This window comes from Candidatus Coxiella mudrowiae (genome assembly GCA_001077715.1).
GTDB lineage: Bacteria > Pseudomonadota > Gammaproteobacteria > Coxiellales > Coxiellaceae > Coxiella > Coxiella mudrowiae.
On the sequence record CP011126.1, the window covers coordinates 463,122 to 479,611 of the forward strand.

The window sequence follows — 16,490 nt, forward strand, 5'->3', positions numbered from 1 at the left end:
GTGGATTAAAAAGGTTATCTTCAAGGTGAGAAGGTGAATTCAAAGCTTTTCCTTGTTAAGATGTACCTCTCGCTAAAAACAAAAACTCGGGAGACAGTGAATGAAACCATTAATTTTACCCTTCCTAGGAATCACTCTGCTTGCCGGTGCAACTGTGCAAGCGGCAACGTTTGTTAACTACGGAACAGTATAAGTTAAGTTATTCCATGGGGTTATGACCGGAAAAGCTTTTCAAAAACATGAAATTAAAATTAATCCTCAAATTTTCTTCCCAGGCCGTAAGCGACGGTTATTCGGGTAAAAAAAACGCAAATGACTGACGAAGAAATGCACACTACGTTAGAACAATTCCAGCAGCGAGCAATACAAAATTGCAGACTTAGATGAAAAGAGAAGCTCAACAAAATGCTCAAAAAGGACAAGCTTTTTTGCCGCTAATAAAATAAACCTGGTATAAAAACTCTAGCCGATAGTCTGCAATAGAAAATCTTGCACGAAGGTAAAGGCGAAAGTCCTTCTTTGAATAACATGCTCACTGTTAATTCTGAAGGTGGATTATTAGATGATACTGTATTTGATAGCTCTTACAAGCGTAGTAAGCCTGCAACATTCCCAGTAAAGACTGTGATTAAAGGATGGCAAGAAGCATTGGTTCATATAAAACCCGGTGTAATATGGGAAATTTATGTGTCACCCCAATTAGCTTATGGTGACAAAGGTGCTCCAAGCGCAATTGCATCTAATGAAACTCTGATTTTTAAGGTGAATTTAATTTCTGTAAATAAAAAATAAAAAAAAATTCTTCCATTCATGAAAAAAGAGGAATTCTGCCCCTCTCTTACCGTAGAGAGGAGGGGTGCTTTATAATTTCTTTATTTCTCCTTTTTTTCAAAAGGAACGGATCACGGATCGATGAAGATTATAAGCTTAGATTCAGATATGCTATTTTTGCAAGGTTCTTAGGTTTATACTCCATTTCGTCAACAACAAGTCCTCTAACATTTGCAAGAAAACAACCCAAGGCCAGCGCTGTCGAAGCGATTTATGGCTATTTTGTTGAATGTGAAAAACCCTTTAAACCCTGGAGAGCAAGAGCGATTGGAGCGCTTGTTGCCAAATGCTCATTTTTCCGATTATCCGAAATTATCGAAAGATTTTTTCATGTTGGGTACTCCTTCGTTTAGGAACCCTGTCTCCCTGGTCATCCAAAGCCTCTGAAATTGCGCGCAATTGCGAACTTCCCATAACTCGGATTGAGTGGGGGATTTTCTATCGCGTTTCGGGAGTTTCGCGAAAGAATAAACAAGATTCTCAAAGGGTGGCGTTAGAATTATATGATCCATTAATCGAATCAATTTTACTTTCTTCCAACGAATTGTTTCGATTGTTTCAATATCCACCACTTTTAAACTTTGTTTGTATTCCTTTACTGGAAAAAGGAAAAGCTGCATTGCTGCAAGCAAATCAATTGTTAGGTCTCGTGCTAAGTAATGAAGATATTCAGTATTTATTAAAAGCCCTTCATCAATTAAATTGGAATCCGACGGACGTTGAATTAATGATGTTTATTCAGGTAAATTCCGAGCATTATCGAGATAAAATTTTTAATGCGAAGTGGCGAATCGATGGACAATTAAAAGAAGAATCTTTATTTGCAATGATTCGTCATACTTATCAAGTAAATCCGAAATAAGTATTTGTAGCGTATCGGGATAATGCGGCAATTATCAAAGGTTCAGCCAGTCACTTTCTTGAGATTAACCCTCTCACGCATCATTATGAAAGCAAAAAAGAATGTTTGCATCCCGTTTTGAAAGCAGAAAACGCATAATCACCCTACTGCTATATCTCCTTTCCATATTCCTGATTTCTATCAACCCTGGGAGAAAGATTTTAAAAATCCAAAATCACTGACGTCTCCATTGGGTATTATGCTACAGGGACCTATCGGTGCGGCTTCGTTTAATAATGAATTTGGACGTCCAAATGTTTGTGGTTATTTTCTGACGTTAGAATATAGAGGAAATTTTGATGCACAAATCGATACGCAAGGAGAAATTATTTCTTACGGTTATCGTAAGCCCATCATGATTGCTGGGGGAATTGGGAAAATTCACCATTCGCAAGTTGAAAAACAATCTTTTGAAGAAAAAGCATTATTAATAGTCATTGGTGGTCCAGCTATGACTATTGGTTTAGGAGGTGGCTCTGCCTTTTCTCGAAGTAGTAACGAAGCCACCGAGGCATTGGATTTTGCGTCCGTTCAACGTTCGAATCCTGAAATGCAGCGTCGGACACAAGAATTAATTAATGGATGTGTTTCTCTGGGAGAAAAAATCCTATTTTGAGCATTCATGATGTGGGGGCTGGGGGTTATTCAAATGCATTTCCAGAATTGATTGAAGCCAGCGAATGTGGGGAGAATTTGAGTTGTGGGATATTCCGAATTCTGAACCTGGAATGACGCCCATAGAAATATGGTGTAATGAAGCACAGGAACGATTTGTTCTGGCTATTAAATTCAGAATCGCTAGAGATATTTCGCGTTATTGCTGAACGTGAGTGATGTCCTTTTGAAGTCGTTGGTTATGTTAAACAGCAAAAAAATTGGTAGTGAATGACAATTATTTTCACACTCCTACTATTGATGTTGCCGTTGTCCTTATTGTTTTTGAAGGCATGTCACCTATGCAGCGAGAAGATCGGCGACGATCTCCTAGAACCACGCTTTTCGATACTACGGGGGGGATAGATTGGGCCAAAGCTATTAAACGTGTTTTACACTATCCCTCGGTGGCCGATAAAAGTTTTTTAATTACTATTGTACTATTGGTGATCGTTCTGTGGGGGGGTCTTGCGTGATCAAATGGTTGGGCCCTGGCAAGTGCCAGTGGCGGATGTGGCAGTGACAGCGAATAGTTTTGTAGGTTATCAAGGAAACAAGCCTTGGCCATGGATGAACGAGCGCCCCTGGCGATGATTAATCCTGTTGCATCGGCGAGAATGGCGGTCGGCGAAGCCATCACTAACATAGCTGTTGCGTCTATTGATGAAATTTCCCAAGTAGTTTTGTCGGCGAATTGGATGGCAACAGCGAATTTTCCAGGAGAGGGGACAAATTTGTATGAAGCCGTTCGAGCCGTTGTGAAAGAATTATGTCCCGCGTTGGGAATTTGTATACCAGTAAGTAAGGATTCCTTATCTATGCATTCTTCTTGGCAAGACGGCAACCAAAAGTGAAGTGTGGTGTCACCGCTTTCCTTAATTATTACCGCAACGGGGCACCTACAGATGTGCGCCATACTCTTACTCCGCAATTGCAAACCGATGTGGGCGAGACTCAATTGTCGCTCATTGATTTGGGCAAAGGAGCCCATTTATTTAGGAGGTTCTTGTTTAGCTCAAGTTTATAATGAGATAGAAGATCAACTGCCTGATGTTAATGACCCTTCCTTATTACATAATTTTTTCAAGCGATTAAAACGCTCAGCCGTAAAAAAATATTATTAGCTTATCACGATCGTTCCGATGGAGGGTTGTTAGCAACTTTATGTGAAATAGCTTTTACCGCTCACACGGGAATTACCATTGAGTTAAAATCATTAGGTAGTAACTCCCCAATAGTGAGTATGTTTACTGAGGCCTTAGGGTTAGGGGCTGTTATTCAAGTTAAGAAAGAAAATGTTGTGGATGTATTAACAATATTAGAAAAATACGAATTAAAAATACATGCGCACATACCTTGGAGAGCTAAATGAAGCGGATGAATTTATTTTGAATTTCCAAGGAAAACAGTTTTTCAGGAAAGTCATAGCGTCCTGCATCGATGGTGGAGCGAGACAAGTTATCGGTTGCAGGCTTTACGAGATAATCCGGATTGCGCTAAACAGCAATTTGATAAATTATTACATAAAGACCACCCCAGTCTTATAGTCTTATAGCAGAAATTACTTTTGATAATAAAGAAAATGTTTCGCTTCCTTACATTAACGTAGGAGCTCGACTGCGGGTTTCTATTTTACGTGAGCAAGGAAGTAATGGTTATCGAGAAATGGTTGCCGCTTTTTATTTTGCGGGTTTTGATAGCATTGATGTTCACATGAGTGATTTATTAAACAAATGGATTAATTTAAGTGATTTTAAAGGGTTGGCTGCTTGTGGAGGTTTTTCCTTATGGAGATGTACTAGGTGCTGGTCGTGGCTGGGCACAATCGATTTTAATGCATCCAAGAATTTCTGATGAATTCGCTTTATTTTTCCAGAGTCATGATCGTTTCGCTTTAGGCATTTATAACGGTTTCCAGCTTTTTTCCCATTTAAAATTAATAATTCTAGGTGCTAAAGATTGGCCTGTTTTCGAACGCAATACTTCAGAACAATTCGAAGCACATCTTTCCTTGATAGAAATTCCTGAATCTCCTTCATTCCTTTTCCAAGGAATGAGTGGTAGTCGTCTTCCTATTGTAGTTTCTCATAGTGAAGGACGTGCCGTATTTGAAGTGGAACAAGAGCAGCGAATAAAAAAATAAACTTATTGCTTTGCGTTTTATTGATCCTTGTGGAATTCCTTTCCTACCATCGATTATCCTGTGAATCCCAATGGTAGTCTAGCTGGAATCACAGGTCTTACCACCCCGGATGGTCGGATAACTATTCTTATGCTTCATCCTGAACGAGTTTTTCGTACAATTCAATTTTCTTGGCATCCAAAAGAATGGAATAAAATGAGTTCGTGGATTGTGGATTCAGATGTTCTGCAATGCGCGGGCATGGATAAATTGATTGTATTGATCATTATTTGTAGTGTGGTACACCATAATTTTTTTTAGATTTAGAAATAATTAAAAGGAGAATGGTTATGACATCAAATTTTTTAGGTCTTATAGATGATCATGCTGGTCCTTTCTTATTTTTTCAGGATCTTATTCCAAATATTAAATTTTCTACGTTTGCCGAGGGTGCAGTTTGTTTGGCTGTTCTTTACCTACCTCCGTTTTAAATGCGTTGGCTGCTGTTAATGCTGAACGAGCTGGAGGTTTACAATCCACCCAGTATTTAATCAAGCTTTTAAATGAAGCAAGTCAGCGGGGGGTTGCTTATGGTGCAATTATATTAATTGCTTCTGAAGCAGTACTCTTTTTTTTAAATAAACGTTATTTTTTTGATTCAGGAAAAGCCATTATTGATCTTCTAAAACATGTAGTGTTAACCTCCGGTTCTTTACTGCCTTATAGAAACGTAAGAGAAGAGGACCGGGTTGGTTTAGGTTAGACGATTATATTCACTTGGTCGCTATTAACAAGCCTTATTTTTTGCAGAAATCGGTCGAAAGCCTTATCTTTTTGGGTATTCCTGATGAGGTAGTAGGTTTTTTTATTGAGTTTTTTTAGTTTATAAAGCTGCCCATTTCGCGAGTACATTAAATTTTATTTCTTCTCTTGAGGATAAAAATGACTCTTCTAGGTATTTAAAAAATTGGAATTATTATTAAATGATTTTAATTTTTGGTTAGAAATAAGAAATGGAAATGGTTCAGGAAGCTGTGGAGGAATTTTTGAAGCACGTCGAGAACCATTGGCCCAATTTACCCAAAAAAGAGAATAGAAAGAATTTTGTAAGGCATTTCTTCTCTAATTGGGAAGATACTTTGTCTTTCATCGTCGATAGTTATTACCTTAAATTGGCTGCCAGCTGTTCAGGGGATTGAAACTTTTACCCAAATCCAGATAGGGTCGGACCATCATTATCAAAATATATCTTCAATCATGGTGGGAGCAACGCTCCTCACCACTTTCTTTTATAGAAAGAATATTAATGAATTCCCCGAACAGCTGATAAAAACAATTATTTCTATTTTACAAAACCTTAGAAAAAGAAGTTATTGGAGTGCGAAAAAAATATTTTTTCTCACAAGCATAGCTGGGGCCTCAAGCTATTTCTCAGACCTCGGTTTCAAACTTATTGTAGAGACGTCGTTGCAAGACGGATATTTTTCTTATTCGGAAAATTTAGCAAATATCATGCCGGGCAGGTGTGTTAACGGCTGTGGTTTTGATGTTATGGTCTCATTTGAAATTTTTAAATAATCAGAGCATTCAAGAGCAAGTTGATACTAATAAAATTGAGCGTGTAGATTTACGTGTTGCTAAATCGTTTTTAGCTAACAATAATTTTTGTTTATTTCCTAATAAATAGGTCGAACAATAGTGAGTCATTAGATGTACCAGATTTTCATGAGCATTTAATTCTACAAATTTAAATTTTTGATTTACTATTTTTTATTACAATGAAAGAATTAATAATTAATTATTTTCCTGAATAATTTATTCGGGATGCTAATTAACTACAAGCACGGACCAATGGTTCCCAATTTATCTTCTGCAGGGAGATGAGGGGAGATAGCAAGAAATATTAAGTTTTATTTTATTAGGTAAGTAAAAATGATAGCGTTGAAAGGACACTTGCACCGCAATCTTTTAATGAATTATTTTGTTTCTCTAACTAATAATTCTGCCTATCTACTCAATCCTTTTGGAATTATGTTCCAACAGTGGATGTCGACGCTTTGTATAAATTCCCGTCAACAATTATTAAAGCCAGAAAAATAAAAGTCTGAAATTTTCCTACGCCAACTATTTTTTTCCTGATTTCGGATTGGAAATTCTAATGAAGGAAAAAATGATTTTGATTTCGATAAAACCCTTGAAGGGATTGCTAAATTTAAATGGTAGCCAGAGCTGGATGATATGGTAGTAATTATTTTCCTACATCTTCTTGAAACAAACTGACAGCTCTTGGAATTATTGGTTAAAAATTATGGCCTACAAAGTAAAAATGTGGTTATTCTCGGCAAGCCATATTCTACTTATCTGGCGGTTGTGGAACAACTTGAAAAAAAGTGGATTTCATATCATTCCATTACCGCCACTTCTCCAATGGGGCGGTATTGACGAAGTCATAGGTACGAGAGCACGGCGTGCTTAGGATAAGACATTATCACTTTTATAATCCAATTTCTGCCAGACAGAAAAAAACCGATTCTTTTAATTTTTAATGATGTAAGGACTACCTTAGCCCCTTGTATGCTCAGTGAAGTATTCAAATTATCCGAATTCGTCATCGGCGCTCAATTGACCGTCTCTGGCGATGAATCTAAGACGTATCCTTATCCTATTTTCAACCGGGAATATCCTCACAAGTAGTTCAGATCGCTTTCGAAAGAGTAGAAAAAAACAATCGAATTTGAAGTACTTTTGGTAATGAATGGTAGAAAGCCAATTATTTGCGTGGCTGGATTTGGTGAGATGGGGAAACGATTTGCTTTAGAGATAGCAAAGAATTTAGAGATAGCAAAGAAATATAAAGTCCTGGTGTATGATGCGAAGCCAGAGCTTATGATTGAGTTGCCCTCCGGGATTACTAAGTTAAGTAGTCTTTCTAATTTGTTTGCGCATTCAACGATTGTGGTTGGGTGTACTTCAAAAGATATTACCGAGTCTAATGCTGTGCAGGAAGTTGTTCAGTATAGTCAAACACCTAAATGGCTTTTTAGTTTGTCTTCAGGAGATAAAGAATTCTTATCGATTTTTAAAATTAATACAAACTTTTTACTAAAGGCTATGACGTTATCCCAAAGGATATTCATGCAGACGTTGCAATGATAAATGAATTAGATACCCGGATAGTAGTCAAAAATGGTGGTAATCCCATCAATTTCTGTGGTGAAAAGGCTATGTACAGTGTGTCCCCTCAAGGAATATTGTTGGGATTGATGGGATTAAGCTTCCTTCAGGCTAAAGCACTTGCTAATGCCGGGATAACGGTACGCTGACGAAATCATGATCTGTCTGTATGGCCAAACTGAACTTTTATACGATCACATACGAAGAAATTAAGACTCAGAGTTGGCGCAAAAGTTTGCAAGACAATCGGAAGATGAAATAAAAGCTGGAATATTTCGTTTTGTTATGGAAAATCCAAAAGGGATTTTTATTGAATCGTCTGAACTGACAGCCTCTTCGAGAACTGTCTCTCCAATGGGACATTAATATTAAAATACTATAAGGAAAATAGGGAAATGAAAGAATTTTTAGGAAAAAATATTTAAGGTGCTTTTTATATAAGAAAAAAATATCGAGATTTTTCCGCGAAATGTAGTGGTTTTCACTCCTGGAAGCCTCTATTGGAAAGATCGTCAAGGCCGATATTTGGGCTGTAATGATTTTATGGTGAAAACCCCTGGCTTACGCTCGACTCCAGAACTTATTGGTAAAACCGATTACGATTTTTGGGGTGATGTTGCCAAAGTTATCATGGAAAATGACCGTTACGTAATGGAAACAGGAGAAATTAAACATTACGAAGAAACTGTGACAATTCCCAGTAGTAAAACCTTATATTTCATGGGTATTAAAATGCCACTTCGGGATGAAAACGATCAAATTGTTGGGGTGATTGGCAATTATCTAGATATTACGGAATTAAAAAAAATTTAGGAAAAATTAAAAGAAGCTAAAGAAAAAGAAGAAGCTGCTAATCGTGCCAAATCAATTTTTTTAGCTAATATAAGTCATGATTTAAAAATTCCCTTGAGTGGTATTATCAGTATAGCTGAAAATTTAAGTTATAGATTAAGAGCGACCCAAGAGACAAAAAAAGCATCGATTACATTATGCAATCAGGCAAACAATTATTAGAGTTATTAAATGGCATTATTGACATTGCTAAAACTGAACAGCATTAACTTCCAGATCAAGAAGTAGATTTTAGTCCTAAGTTATTGTTAAATGAATTGATCTAACTCATGATGTCTTCCATAGAAGGCAAACAGCTGAAGCTTGAAACCCATTATGATTCGTCGATTTCTTCTAATGTTTGTAGCTAATCGGCTTTTGATTCATCGAATTATATTAAATTTGTTATCTAATGCGATTAAATTCACTAATAAGGGAAAAATTACAGTATCTTTCTTTTTAGAGGACTTGGGAGAAAATCAGGTTAACTTAAAAATTGATATCTCAGATACTGGTATTGGTATACTTGAAAATAGAGACGATAAAATTTTTGAATCTTTTACGCGATTGATTCCTTTCTTTGAAAATAAATATCCTGGGACTGGATTAGGACTTTATATTGTTAAACTATACCTCGAACAATTAGGCACAAAATAAAGGTTTAAAGTTAAAGGCTTAAAGTCAAGTTGGCGTCGGTAGCACTTTTACGTGTCATATTGCTATAAGGATTTCTCAAAGCTCAATCAATTTTGAAGATCCAGATGAAATTGATATTGCTAAAGAAATTATTTAGGAACTGCAGCCGGTTTCCTGTGCGCATATTAGTGATTGAAGACGATCCTACCACACAATATTGCAGTAAAAGAAAAGCTAACTAGTCTTGGTTATCAACCTTTCGTGGTTAAACTGGGAAAAGAGGATTTAGAAGCTGCTAAGGTCCAATCTTTTGATTTCATCTATTAATACGTCATTAAGTAATACGTCATTAAGTCCGGGCAATAATCAATCGTTTGGTGTTTAAGAGGAAAAGAATAAAACGTGTTGATCCTTTAAAAGAACATTTTTACCAAAATGAAAAAATTATTGATTTAGAGTTAGGCATCCAATTAATGGATGCCGACCTCCAAAAAGTAAAAAGTATTTTGAAAGATTTGATAAACGAATTGTTAATTTAAGAGGAAGCCTTGCAAAAGTTGTATCAAGAAAACAACAGGACTAAGCTGCTTAAGCTTGTCCATCGTTTGTATGGTTGGTTTGTGTTATTTATTGCCCTACACCGCGGTTGAAACGGGCCTTTAGTTTTTTAGAGAGGGCACTGAAATTAAACTGCGACGACCCTGCAGAGATCGATAACCGATTCAAGGTGGCGCTCCAAGAAATTAAGCAATTGCAAAATGCTTACGCTAAAATGACTTAATCCTTGGAATGAAGATCGACAATAGGCTTATCGGTAAAAAGATATTCTCGCAATTCTTTATCAAAACCTGGGTCATTACGCCGAATCCATTCTAGAACCATGAGAGAAACAATGGCTTGATCCATGATACGTGTGTGGGAAGTTAATCCTCCGAGAGGTTCATGATAGCCTTCACTAGACATCGCATCCACTCGTAGTGTTTACGTATTAGATTATGGCTGTAAATTTACAATACTCTACCGTAGTTTGCAAAATGTAGGCTCTCGACTACTACTACTTTGAAGCCTTGAGTTAAGATCAGGCTTTTTCTAGCGAATCGATTAATACTTTTAAAAATCGCGCAATTTCTCCGCCTGTAATCAATCGGTGATCGCTAGTTACAGAGAGTGGCAATACTCGATGAATTGCGAGCTGGCCATTTTCAGGCATTACTTGTTTCCTTATGCGACCGACACCAATGACAGTGACCATGGGGGGCAGTAAAATGGGATTTGCATAGCGCCCTGCAAAGGTCCCAAAATTGGATAACATAATTGTGGCACTACGAAGGTCTTCGGAAAGAAAGCTTCGGGTTTGGGCCATCTCTTTAAAGCGATCTACTTGTTGGCGTAACTCGTTATCCTTTCGATGAATAACATCTTTTAAAACAGGGATATATAAGCCATGGGGGGTATCAACTGCTATCCCGATATTGATATTTTCTTTTATTTGATAGCCCATTTCCTCGCCATCGAAATAAGCGTTCATGATGGGAACTTCTTTGCAGCCCTCTTGAATAGCTCGAATTAGCCGGATCGTAATATCTTGTTGACCTTCCCAGGCCTGAATATCTGCGTCATCCACTAAGCTAACAGGAACGACGTCTCGATGGGATTGGTTCATGCTGAGAACCATTGCACGCCGCACATTGGATAAAGGGGTAAGCCCTCCTTCGATTGGAGTGCTTTTCGAAGAAGTTTTCTGTAATTGAGCGGCTTGCTTAACTTCGTCGGTAGTAATCATTTCCCCTTGAGGTTTAATGGTGGAAAGATCCACTCCAAGCTGCTTAGCGAGCATTCGCACCGCCGGCGTTGTTTTAACAACGTTTCTTTCTTCGGATTTTTGAACAGTAATGCCCGTAGCTGCTTCTTTTAAGACAGTTTCACCGGTTTCAATGGCGCCAACGACCGTCCCAGCGTCTTGAGAGGTTACTTCTTCAGCCTCTCCTTCAAAACCGATTAAAGAGTGACCCGTTTTGATGATATCTCCTGGCTTGCCAAATAATTTTTCAATTTTACCGGCAAAGGGAGAAGGAACGTCTACAAGTGCTTTTGCAGTTTCCATAGCGACTAGCGACTGATCCACAGCCACTTCCTCGCCTTCTTTCACGTACCATTCACGAATTATGGCATCAGGCAAGCCTTCTCCAAGGTCTGGTAATTTAAAAAATTTCATTAAGAAAACTCCATCAACGGTTGTACCGCTTTAACGATCCGGTGGGTGCTGGGCATGTATTTTTTTTCTAATTGGAAATAGGGCATTATGGTATCATATCCCGCTACGCGCTTAATGGGTGCCAATAAAGAGAGTAAGCCTTGCTCCGCAATACCTGCTGCAATTTCCGCTCCAACTCCGCCGATTAATGGGGCTTCATGAATGATCACGCAACGCCCTGTTTTTTCGATAGAATGCAAGATAGTATCCATATCCAGCGGTTTTACGGTGGCAACATCGATTATCTCTGCTTCGATACCTTGTTGAGCCAGTTGATTCGCCGCTTCCATAGTCTCTTTGATCATGGCTCCCCACGTAATGAGGGTGACATCAGATCCTTCACGCAAAATGAAACATTGATCCAAGGGAAGCGCTTTCCCATCATCAGGGACTTCTTGCTTTACCAAACGATAGATCCGCTTTGGTTCTAAAAAAAGAACAGGGTCGGGGTTGCGGATAGAAGCTAATAACAGCCTGTAAGCCCGAGCGGGAGAAGAAGGAATAACGACCCTTAATCCCGGAATGTGAGCAAACAGGGCTTCCATACTTTCTGAATGGTGCTCCGGAGCATGGATACCGCCGCCAAAAGGAGCGCGATAAACAATAGGACAATGTAATCGACCTCGAGTTCGATTCCGCAATCGCGATGCATGGCTCAAAATATGATCTAAACCAGAATAAATAAATCCTTCAAATTGAAATTCGGCAACAGGTTTTAAGCCCTGAGCCGCCATTCCTATTGAAATCCCCGCGATCATACTTTCAGCTAATGGCGTATCTAAAACTCGCTCCGGTCCAAATTTTTCGAGCAATCCTACGGTAGCGCGGAAAACCCCGCCATTGATACCAACGTCTTCTCCTAGCACAATAACCGAATCGTCCTTCGTCATTTCATAGGCCAACGCTTGATTGACTGCTTCAACCAATGTAATATAGGTCATTCCCCTTCTCCAATAAGCTCATGACGTTGTTTTTTAAGCGATTTTGGTAGTTCCGCATAGAGATAGTCAAACATATCTGTCGGTTTAGGTAGTGGCCTATTTAAAAATTCCTTCACGATTTGATCGACTTCGTTGGCTAATTCCGTTTGCAATTTCGTTTCTTGGTCTCGCGACCACAGTCCTTGAGATTCCAAATAATAGCCAAGCCGAGCAATAGGCTCGCGTTTCCAAGCTATTTTTAGCTCTTCGGAAGGGGTATAGCGGCTCGCATCATCGGCAGTGGTATGATCACACAAACGATAAGTGATGGCCTCAATTAAGGTAGGGCCACCTCCTACCCGTGCTTTTTCTAGAGCTTTAGAAACAGAATAACGGACAGCAATGACGTCGTTACCGTCTACTTGCCATCCATCAAACCCTCCGGCGATGGCTTTTTGGGCTAAAGTTTGGCAACTGGTTTGTTGATTACGGCCTACCGAAATAGCCCATTGATTATTATTGACCACAAAAACCACCGGCAATTGCCAGCATCCAGCTAGATTAATTGCTTCGTAAAAATCGCCTTTAGAAGTGCCGCCATCTCCACAAATCGTTACTACAGCACGATGTTGTTTTCGATATTTAATAGCATAGGCAACTCCAGCGGCGTGCAAAAGTTGCCCGGCAATAGGAACACAATTGGGAAAATCGTCTTTAACGTTAGGATTAGAGTAATTGCTACCTCGCTCATCTCCTCCCCAATAAGTTAAAAATTCTGATAATTTTATTCCTCGTTCGAGGTAGGTTCCTTGATCCCGATAGTAGGGGCAAAAAATATCTTCGGCTTGCATGGCATTTCCCATGCCAATTCCCACTGCTTCTTGCCCTCGAGAAGAGGGGTAGGTGCCCATTTTTCCGGTGCGTTGAAGGTTAACGGCCTTGTTATCGAAGTGGCGAATGAGAGCCATCTGACGGTAAAGATACAACAGAGTATCAGGATTTGCAAATTCAGGAAAAGTCTGGGTAGGGTGACTGTTCGCATCGAGAAACTGTAAATATTGAACGGCAAAGTTGGCAACAGTGGTCGTTTGGGGTGTCATACCGTCTCCAGATAATGAGAATTCGCGGCAGCAAGTTTTTCTTTAGCCATTAAATCGGCTACTTCGGTGGTTGGTTTGTTTTCTTTAATGGAACGGTTAAATAATTCTAAAAGACGGTCGTATAATTTTTCGATTAATTTGTTAGCGACATCTACGGTATGATAATCATGCACTGAAGCTGCTTGAATTAATCCTCCGGCATTAATAACGTAATCGGGAACGTAGAGAAATCCGCGTTGATGAGCAATAACACCATATTTTCGATGAGCAAGTTGGTTATTAGCTGGGCCTGCAATAATGGGGGCCTTAATTCGGTTGAGTGTATTTAAATTAATGACACCGCCAATAGCAGCAGGCGAGAAAATATCGCATTTTACGTCGTAAATTTTCTCGGGAGAGACCACTGTGGCTTTAAATTCATCCACAAAGGGTTGGGTCGCTTCGGACTTAGGATCGCAGATAGTGAAGGTTGCCCCTTGTTGGTGCAAAAGTTTGGCTAAATAGTAAGCGGTTTTGCCGGCACCTTGTAGAGCGATGTGTAAGCCCTCTAAATTATCACTATTCCATTTAAATTTAACGGCGGCTTGTAATCCACGAAAAACGCCTTTCGAAGTGAAAGGGGAGGGATCACCTTGGATTTCATCGGTTCCTGCAGCCCCGATTACGTCGGATGTGCGCTCAGCTATGATATCCATATCCTTTGTCGTTGTTCCGATATCCATGGCTGTGATGTATCGTCCGTTCATGTCATGAACAAAATCACCAAAAGAACGAAAAAGTGCTTCTCGGTTGTAAGTGATGGAGGGCTTCATAATGACGGCCTTAGCTCCGCCGTGAGGAAGATCGCTGAAAGCGGCTTTTAGGGTCATCATATAGGATAAGCGTAAAGCATCTTTTAACGCTGAGCCTATCGACGGGTAATGGTAGAAACGACAACCACCAATAGCGGGCCCCCGTTTAGTGCTGTGAATAGCAATGATAGTTTGGAGTCCACTCGCGGGATCAATTTTAGTATGAATGTCACCAAAGCCGAGCATTCGGGCATAACGTATCAAGCCTTCGTGCGTGGGATGATTTCGCTTACTTGCTTGTGGCATAAATGAAATCCTTGTAATAACTCGGAAAAAAGGTGCACCAATAGTAGCAAGGATTTTGGTAATATGTAAGAGGAGGATTTTTTTGTTACAGCTTAATTTACCAAAAATAATTGCTTATCGGGGAGTGCCTTTAGTTACATCTGAAAATACATTATCTTCGCTTCGAGCTGCCAAGCAATTAGGTGCAAAATTAGTGGAATTTGATGTGCGCTTGACGAAAGATAAGCAGGCGATTATTTTGCACGACCCTTGGCTGGTGGACTACAAATGGCTTGGGTTTAGTAACTAAATTAACGAAAGCTAACGAAAGCAGATATTTCTGAGCTCGACGCAGGCAGTTGGTTCAGTAGGGATTTTGTCCATGCGTGTACCCAGCTTTATTGAATATATACAACAAGCAGCGGAATTAAATTTAGAAATTAATATTGAATTAAAAGCAACTGTTTCTGACGCAGAGAAATTAGTAAAACAACTTGCTTTGGGATTAAAAGCCTATACTGGCCGGATTATTTTCTAAAACCTTTAATTTCCAGTTTTTCGTCTGCTTGTTTGTAGGCAATGCGAAAAGAGGGCGATCATTTTTTGCTGGGTTATATTTTTAATACCTGCCCTAGGAAATGGTAAGTATTGTTGGAAATGCATCAATGCGTATTGATTCATCTAAATTATAAGAAATTAAATCCAGAAAGAATCAAAGCTATTAAACAAGCCTCTTACTATTTATTTGTTTATACTGTTAACGATGCAGATGTTGCTCGAAGTTTGTTTACCTAAAGGGTTGGATGCTGTTTTCAGTGATAATTCTTGTTTATTTAGAAGCTAATGAATAATAATCCTGAAGTTTATTTAAAACAGGCATTGGAGCTTGCTGAAATTCGGCGGGGATTTTGTGCACCAAATCCCGCAGTAGGGGCTATTTTAGTCAAAGACAATAAAATTATTTCTACAGGATTTCATAAGCGGAGCGGGCTTCCCCATGCGGAAGTAGAAGCTATTAATTCTGCTGGTGAAAATGCGAAAGGAGCAGATTTGTATGTTACTTTGGAACCCTGCTGCCATTACGGAAAAACACCACCCTGTACTGATTTGATTATCAAAACTGGAATAAAAGCAGTTTATTATAGCTTGGCTGATCCTAATCCGAATGTTTTTAATAAAGGGGCTCAAGTGCTAAAACAAGCAGGAATTGATTGTTTTTTGGTGGAGACACCTGAAATTAAATCCTTTTATGAAAGTTATTCCTATTGGACGGCTAACAAGCGATCTTGGATAACCATCAAATTAGCACTTAGTTTGGACGGTAAAATTGCGGGGATTAAAGGCAAACCTCTCGCTCTGACTGGAGAAGAATTGAAACTTTACACCCATGAATTTCGAAAAAAAAGTGATGCGTTGCTGACGACAATAAATACAATTTTGCAGGACGATCCTCAATTAAATGTACGTCTTGTCAACGAGACAATAAAAAAGCTGGTTTATATTCTCGATTCTGATCTACGCTTACCGTCAAATGCCTGTATCCATCGGACGGCAGAAAAGTTAGTTGTTTTTCATAAAGAACCTGCTAATAAGAAGCGTAAACAAGCCCTTGCTGAAAGAAATATCCGTTGTGTCGGAGTAACTGGAACCAAAGAAGGTTTGGACCTTAATCAAGTTTTAAGTACGATTGGAGCGGATGGAGTTCACGATCTTTGGGTGGAAGCAGGGGGGGGATGCTTTCAATCTTTTTTGCATAAAAGATTAATTCATCGTGCTTTAATTTATGTTGCCCCTAAAGTTATGGGTGATCAAGCTACCTCTGCTTTTCAATTGCCTTTTGATTTTCAAGAGCATCGCATTCAATGGCGTCAGATTGGGCAGGATGTTGTGTGCGATATCAAGTTTTGAATTAAATTTAGAGAGTTTCATTTCAGTCCCTCCCTAAATCCAGTCAGCGTGGTCGTTAGCTGAAGCAATGCTTAGAACGATAG

At 39.1% G+C, this 16,490-nt stretch carries 24 protein-coding genes and 3 pseudogenes; 22 read left to right on the forward strand and 5 right to left on the reverse strand.

What is annotated here, in order from left to right:
* Positions 1-100: 100 nt before the first annotated feature.
* The 19 genes and pseudogenes from CleRt_RS13900 (at position 101) to CleRt_RS09880 (ending at position 9,688) form a co-directional block, all read left to right on the forward strand.
* Positions 101-792, forward strand: a pseudogene (locus CleRt_RS13900) (FKBP-type peptidyl-prolyl cis-trans isomerase).
* Positions 793-1,117: 325 nt separating this feature from the next.
* Positions 1,118-1,693, forward strand: a complete 576-nt coding sequence (locus tag CleRt_RS11430) for a phosphoribosylformylglycinamidine synthase family protein (protein ID WP_235379159.1) — start codon at positions 1,118-1,120, stop codon at positions 1,691-1,693.
* A gap of 238 nt (positions 1,694-1,931) precedes the next feature.
* Positions 1,932-2,348 (forward strand): hypothetical protein, encoded by a 417-nt coding sequence (locus CleRt_RS11435; RefSeq protein ID WP_235379160.1) that lies wholly within the window; start codon positions 1,932-1,934, stop codon positions 2,346-2,348.
* On the forward strand, positions 2,315-2,464 hold the full coding sequence (locus CleRt_RS13905; RefSeq protein ID WP_371440247.1) for an AIR synthase-related protein: 150 nt from the start codon (positions 2,315-2,317) through the stop codon (positions 2,462-2,464). Before CleRt_RS11435 ends, CleRt_RS13905 begins: the two co-directional genes overlap by 34 nt.
* A 149-nt stretch (positions 2,465-2,613) precedes the next feature.
* Positions 2,614-2,862: a hypothetical protein gene (locus CleRt_RS11440; protein ID WP_235379161.1), complete on the forward strand. Its 249-nt coding sequence runs from the start codon at positions 2,614-2,616 to the stop codon at positions 2,860-2,862.
* A complete protein-coding gene (locus CleRt_RS13080) occupies positions 2,855-2,980 on the forward strand; it encodes a hypothetical protein (RefSeq protein ID WP_306686792.1) in 126 nt (41 codons plus the stop codon). The genes CleRt_RS11440 and CleRt_RS13080 overlap by 8 nt, the downstream gene beginning before the upstream one ends.
* Positions 2,953-3,240 (forward strand): hypothetical protein, encoded by a 288-nt coding sequence (locus tag CleRt_RS11445; protein ID WP_235379162.1) that lies wholly within the window; start codon positions 2,953-2,955, stop codon positions 3,238-3,240. Before CleRt_RS13080 ends, CleRt_RS11445 begins: the two co-directional genes overlap by 28 nt.
* Before the next feature lie 51 nt (positions 3,241-3,291).
* Positions 3,292-3,510 carry a hypothetical protein gene (locus tag CleRt_RS11450; RefSeq protein ID WP_235379163.1) on the forward strand — a complete coding sequence of 73 codons (219 nt, stop codon included), beginning with the start codon at positions 3,292-3,294 and terminating at the stop codon, positions 3,508-3,510.
* 26 nt (positions 3,511-3,536) lie between these two features.
* Positions 3,537-3,758: a hypothetical protein gene (locus tag CleRt_RS11455; protein WP_235379164.1), complete on the forward strand. Its 222-nt coding sequence runs from the start codon at positions 3,537-3,539 to the stop codon at positions 3,756-3,758.
* A gap of 293 nt (positions 3,759-4,051) precedes the next feature.
* Positions 4,052-4,240 (forward strand): phosphoribosylformylglycinamidine synthase subunit PurQ, encoded by a 189-nt coding sequence (locus tag CleRt_RS13085; protein WP_306686793.1) that lies wholly within the window; start codon positions 4,052-4,054, stop codon positions 4,238-4,240.
* A pseudogene (locus CleRt_RS11460) lies at positions 4,158-4,829 on the forward strand (phosphoribosylformylglycinamidine synthase subunit PurQ). Before CleRt_RS13085 ends, CleRt_RS11460 begins: the two are co-directional and overlap by 83 nt.
* Positions 4,830-4,965: 136 nt before the next feature.
* On the forward strand, positions 4,966-5,271 hold the full coding sequence (locus CleRt_RS02265) for a hypothetical protein (RefSeq protein ID WP_048875035.1): 306 nt from the start codon (positions 4,966-4,968) through the stop codon (positions 5,269-5,271).
* 1,169 nt (positions 5,272-6,440) lie between these two features.
* Entirely contained in the window at positions 6,441-6,608 is a 168-nt protein-coding gene (locus CleRt_RS09865; RefSeq protein ID WP_157870804.1) for a hypothetical protein, read from the forward strand.
* Positions 6,609-7,259: 651 nt separating this feature from the next.
* Positions 7,260-7,661 (forward strand): NAD(P)-binding domain-containing protein, encoded by a 402-nt coding sequence (locus CleRt_RS02270; protein WP_048875036.1) that lies wholly within the window; start codon positions 7,260-7,262, stop codon positions 7,659-7,661.
* A complete protein-coding gene (locus tag CleRt_RS09870; protein ID WP_157870805.1) occupies positions 7,658-7,831 on the forward strand; it encodes a hypothetical protein in 174 nt (57 codons plus the stop codon). Before CleRt_RS02270 ends, CleRt_RS09870 begins: the two co-directional genes overlap by 4 nt.
* Before the next feature lie 325 nt (positions 7,832-8,156).
* The gene (locus CleRt_RS02275) at positions 8,157-8,495 is read left to right on the forward strand and encodes a PAS domain-containing protein (protein ID WP_048875037.1); all 339 of its coding nucleotides are present in this window, start codon (positions 8,157-8,159) and stop codon (positions 8,493-8,495) included.
* A gap of 54 nt (positions 8,496-8,549) precedes the next feature.
* The gene (locus CleRt_RS13910) at positions 8,550-8,696 is read left to right on the forward strand and encodes a histidine kinase dimerization/phospho-acceptor domain-containing protein (protein ID WP_157870947.1); all 147 of its coding nucleotides are present in this window, start codon (positions 8,550-8,552) and stop codon (positions 8,694-8,696) included.
* A 141-nt stretch (positions 8,697-8,837) separates the two neighbouring features.
* Complete coding sequence (locus CleRt_RS02280) at positions 8,838-9,170, forward strand: ATP-binding protein (protein WP_157870806.1); 333 nt, start codon at positions 8,838-8,840, stop codon at positions 9,168-9,170.
* Positions 9,171-9,526: 356 nt separating this feature from the next.
* Positions 9,527-9,688: a hypothetical protein gene (locus CleRt_RS09880; RefSeq protein ID WP_157870807.1), complete on the forward strand. Its 162-nt coding sequence runs from the start codon at positions 9,527-9,529 to the stop codon at positions 9,686-9,688.
* 238 nt (positions 9,689-9,926) lie between these two features.
* Here the strand turns inward: CleRt_RS09880 and CleRt_RS02285 are convergent, their stop codons facing one another.
* The 5 genes and pseudogenes from CleRt_RS02285 to CleRt_RS02305 all read right to left on the reverse strand — a co-directional run bounded on the left by CleRt_RS02285 (position 9,927) and on the right by CleRt_RS02305 (position 14,524).
* Positions 9,927-10,112 (reverse strand): ferritin family protein, encoded by a 186-nt coding sequence (locus tag CleRt_RS02285; RefSeq protein WP_048875039.1) that lies wholly within the window; start codon positions 10,110-10,112, stop codon positions 9,927-9,929.
* A gap of 115 nt (positions 10,113-10,227) precedes the next feature.
* Positions 10,228-11,364 (reverse strand): dihydrolipoamide acetyltransferase family protein, encoded by a 1,137-nt coding sequence (locus CleRt_RS02290; RefSeq protein WP_048875040.1) that lies wholly within the window; start codon positions 11,362-11,364, stop codon positions 10,228-10,230.
* Positions 11,364-12,344: an alpha-ketoacid dehydrogenase subunit beta gene (locus CleRt_RS02295; RefSeq protein WP_048875041.1), complete on the reverse strand. Its 981-nt coding sequence runs from the start codon at positions 12,342-12,344 to the stop codon at positions 11,364-11,366. Before CleRt_RS02295 ends, CleRt_RS02290 begins: the two co-directional genes overlap by 1 nt.
* The gene (gene pdhA, locus CleRt_RS02300) at positions 12,341-13,423 is read right to left on the reverse strand and encodes a pyruvate dehydrogenase (acetyl-transferring) E1 component subunit alpha (protein WP_048875042.1); all 1,083 of its coding nucleotides are present in this window, start codon (positions 13,421-13,423) and stop codon (positions 12,341-12,343) included. Before pdhA ends, CleRt_RS02295 begins: the two co-directional genes overlap by 4 nt.
* Positions 13,420-14,524: pseudogene (locus CleRt_RS02305) on the reverse strand (Leu/Phe/Val dehydrogenase). Before CleRt_RS02305 ends, pdhA begins: the two are co-directional and overlap by 4 nt.
* A gap of 78 nt (positions 14,525-14,602) precedes the next feature.
* On the opposite strand from CleRt_RS02305, the gene CleRt_RS11465 reads away from it, so the two are divergent.
* The 3 genes from CleRt_RS11465 (at position 14,603) to ribD (ending at position 16,407) form a co-directional block, all read left to right on the forward strand.
* Entirely contained in the window at positions 14,603-14,809 is a 207-nt protein-coding gene (locus CleRt_RS11465; protein WP_235379165.1) for a glycerophosphodiester phosphodiesterase, read from the forward strand.
* A gap of 72 nt (positions 14,810-14,881) precedes the next feature.
* Positions 14,882-15,037 carry a hypothetical protein gene (locus CleRt_RS11470; RefSeq protein WP_235379166.1) on the forward strand — a complete coding sequence of 52 codons (156 nt, stop codon included), beginning with the start codon at positions 14,882-14,884 and terminating at the stop codon, positions 15,035-15,037.
* A gap of 305 nt (positions 15,038-15,342) precedes the next feature.
* Complete coding sequence (ribD, locus tag CleRt_RS02315; RefSeq protein WP_048875044.1) at positions 15,343-16,407, forward strand: bifunctional diaminohydroxyphosphoribosylaminopyrimidine deaminase/5-amino-6-(5-phosphoribosylamino)uracil reductase RibD; 1,065 nt, start codon at positions 15,343-15,345, stop codon at positions 16,405-16,407.
* The last annotated feature ends 83 nt before the right edge of the window (positions 16,408-16,490 follow it).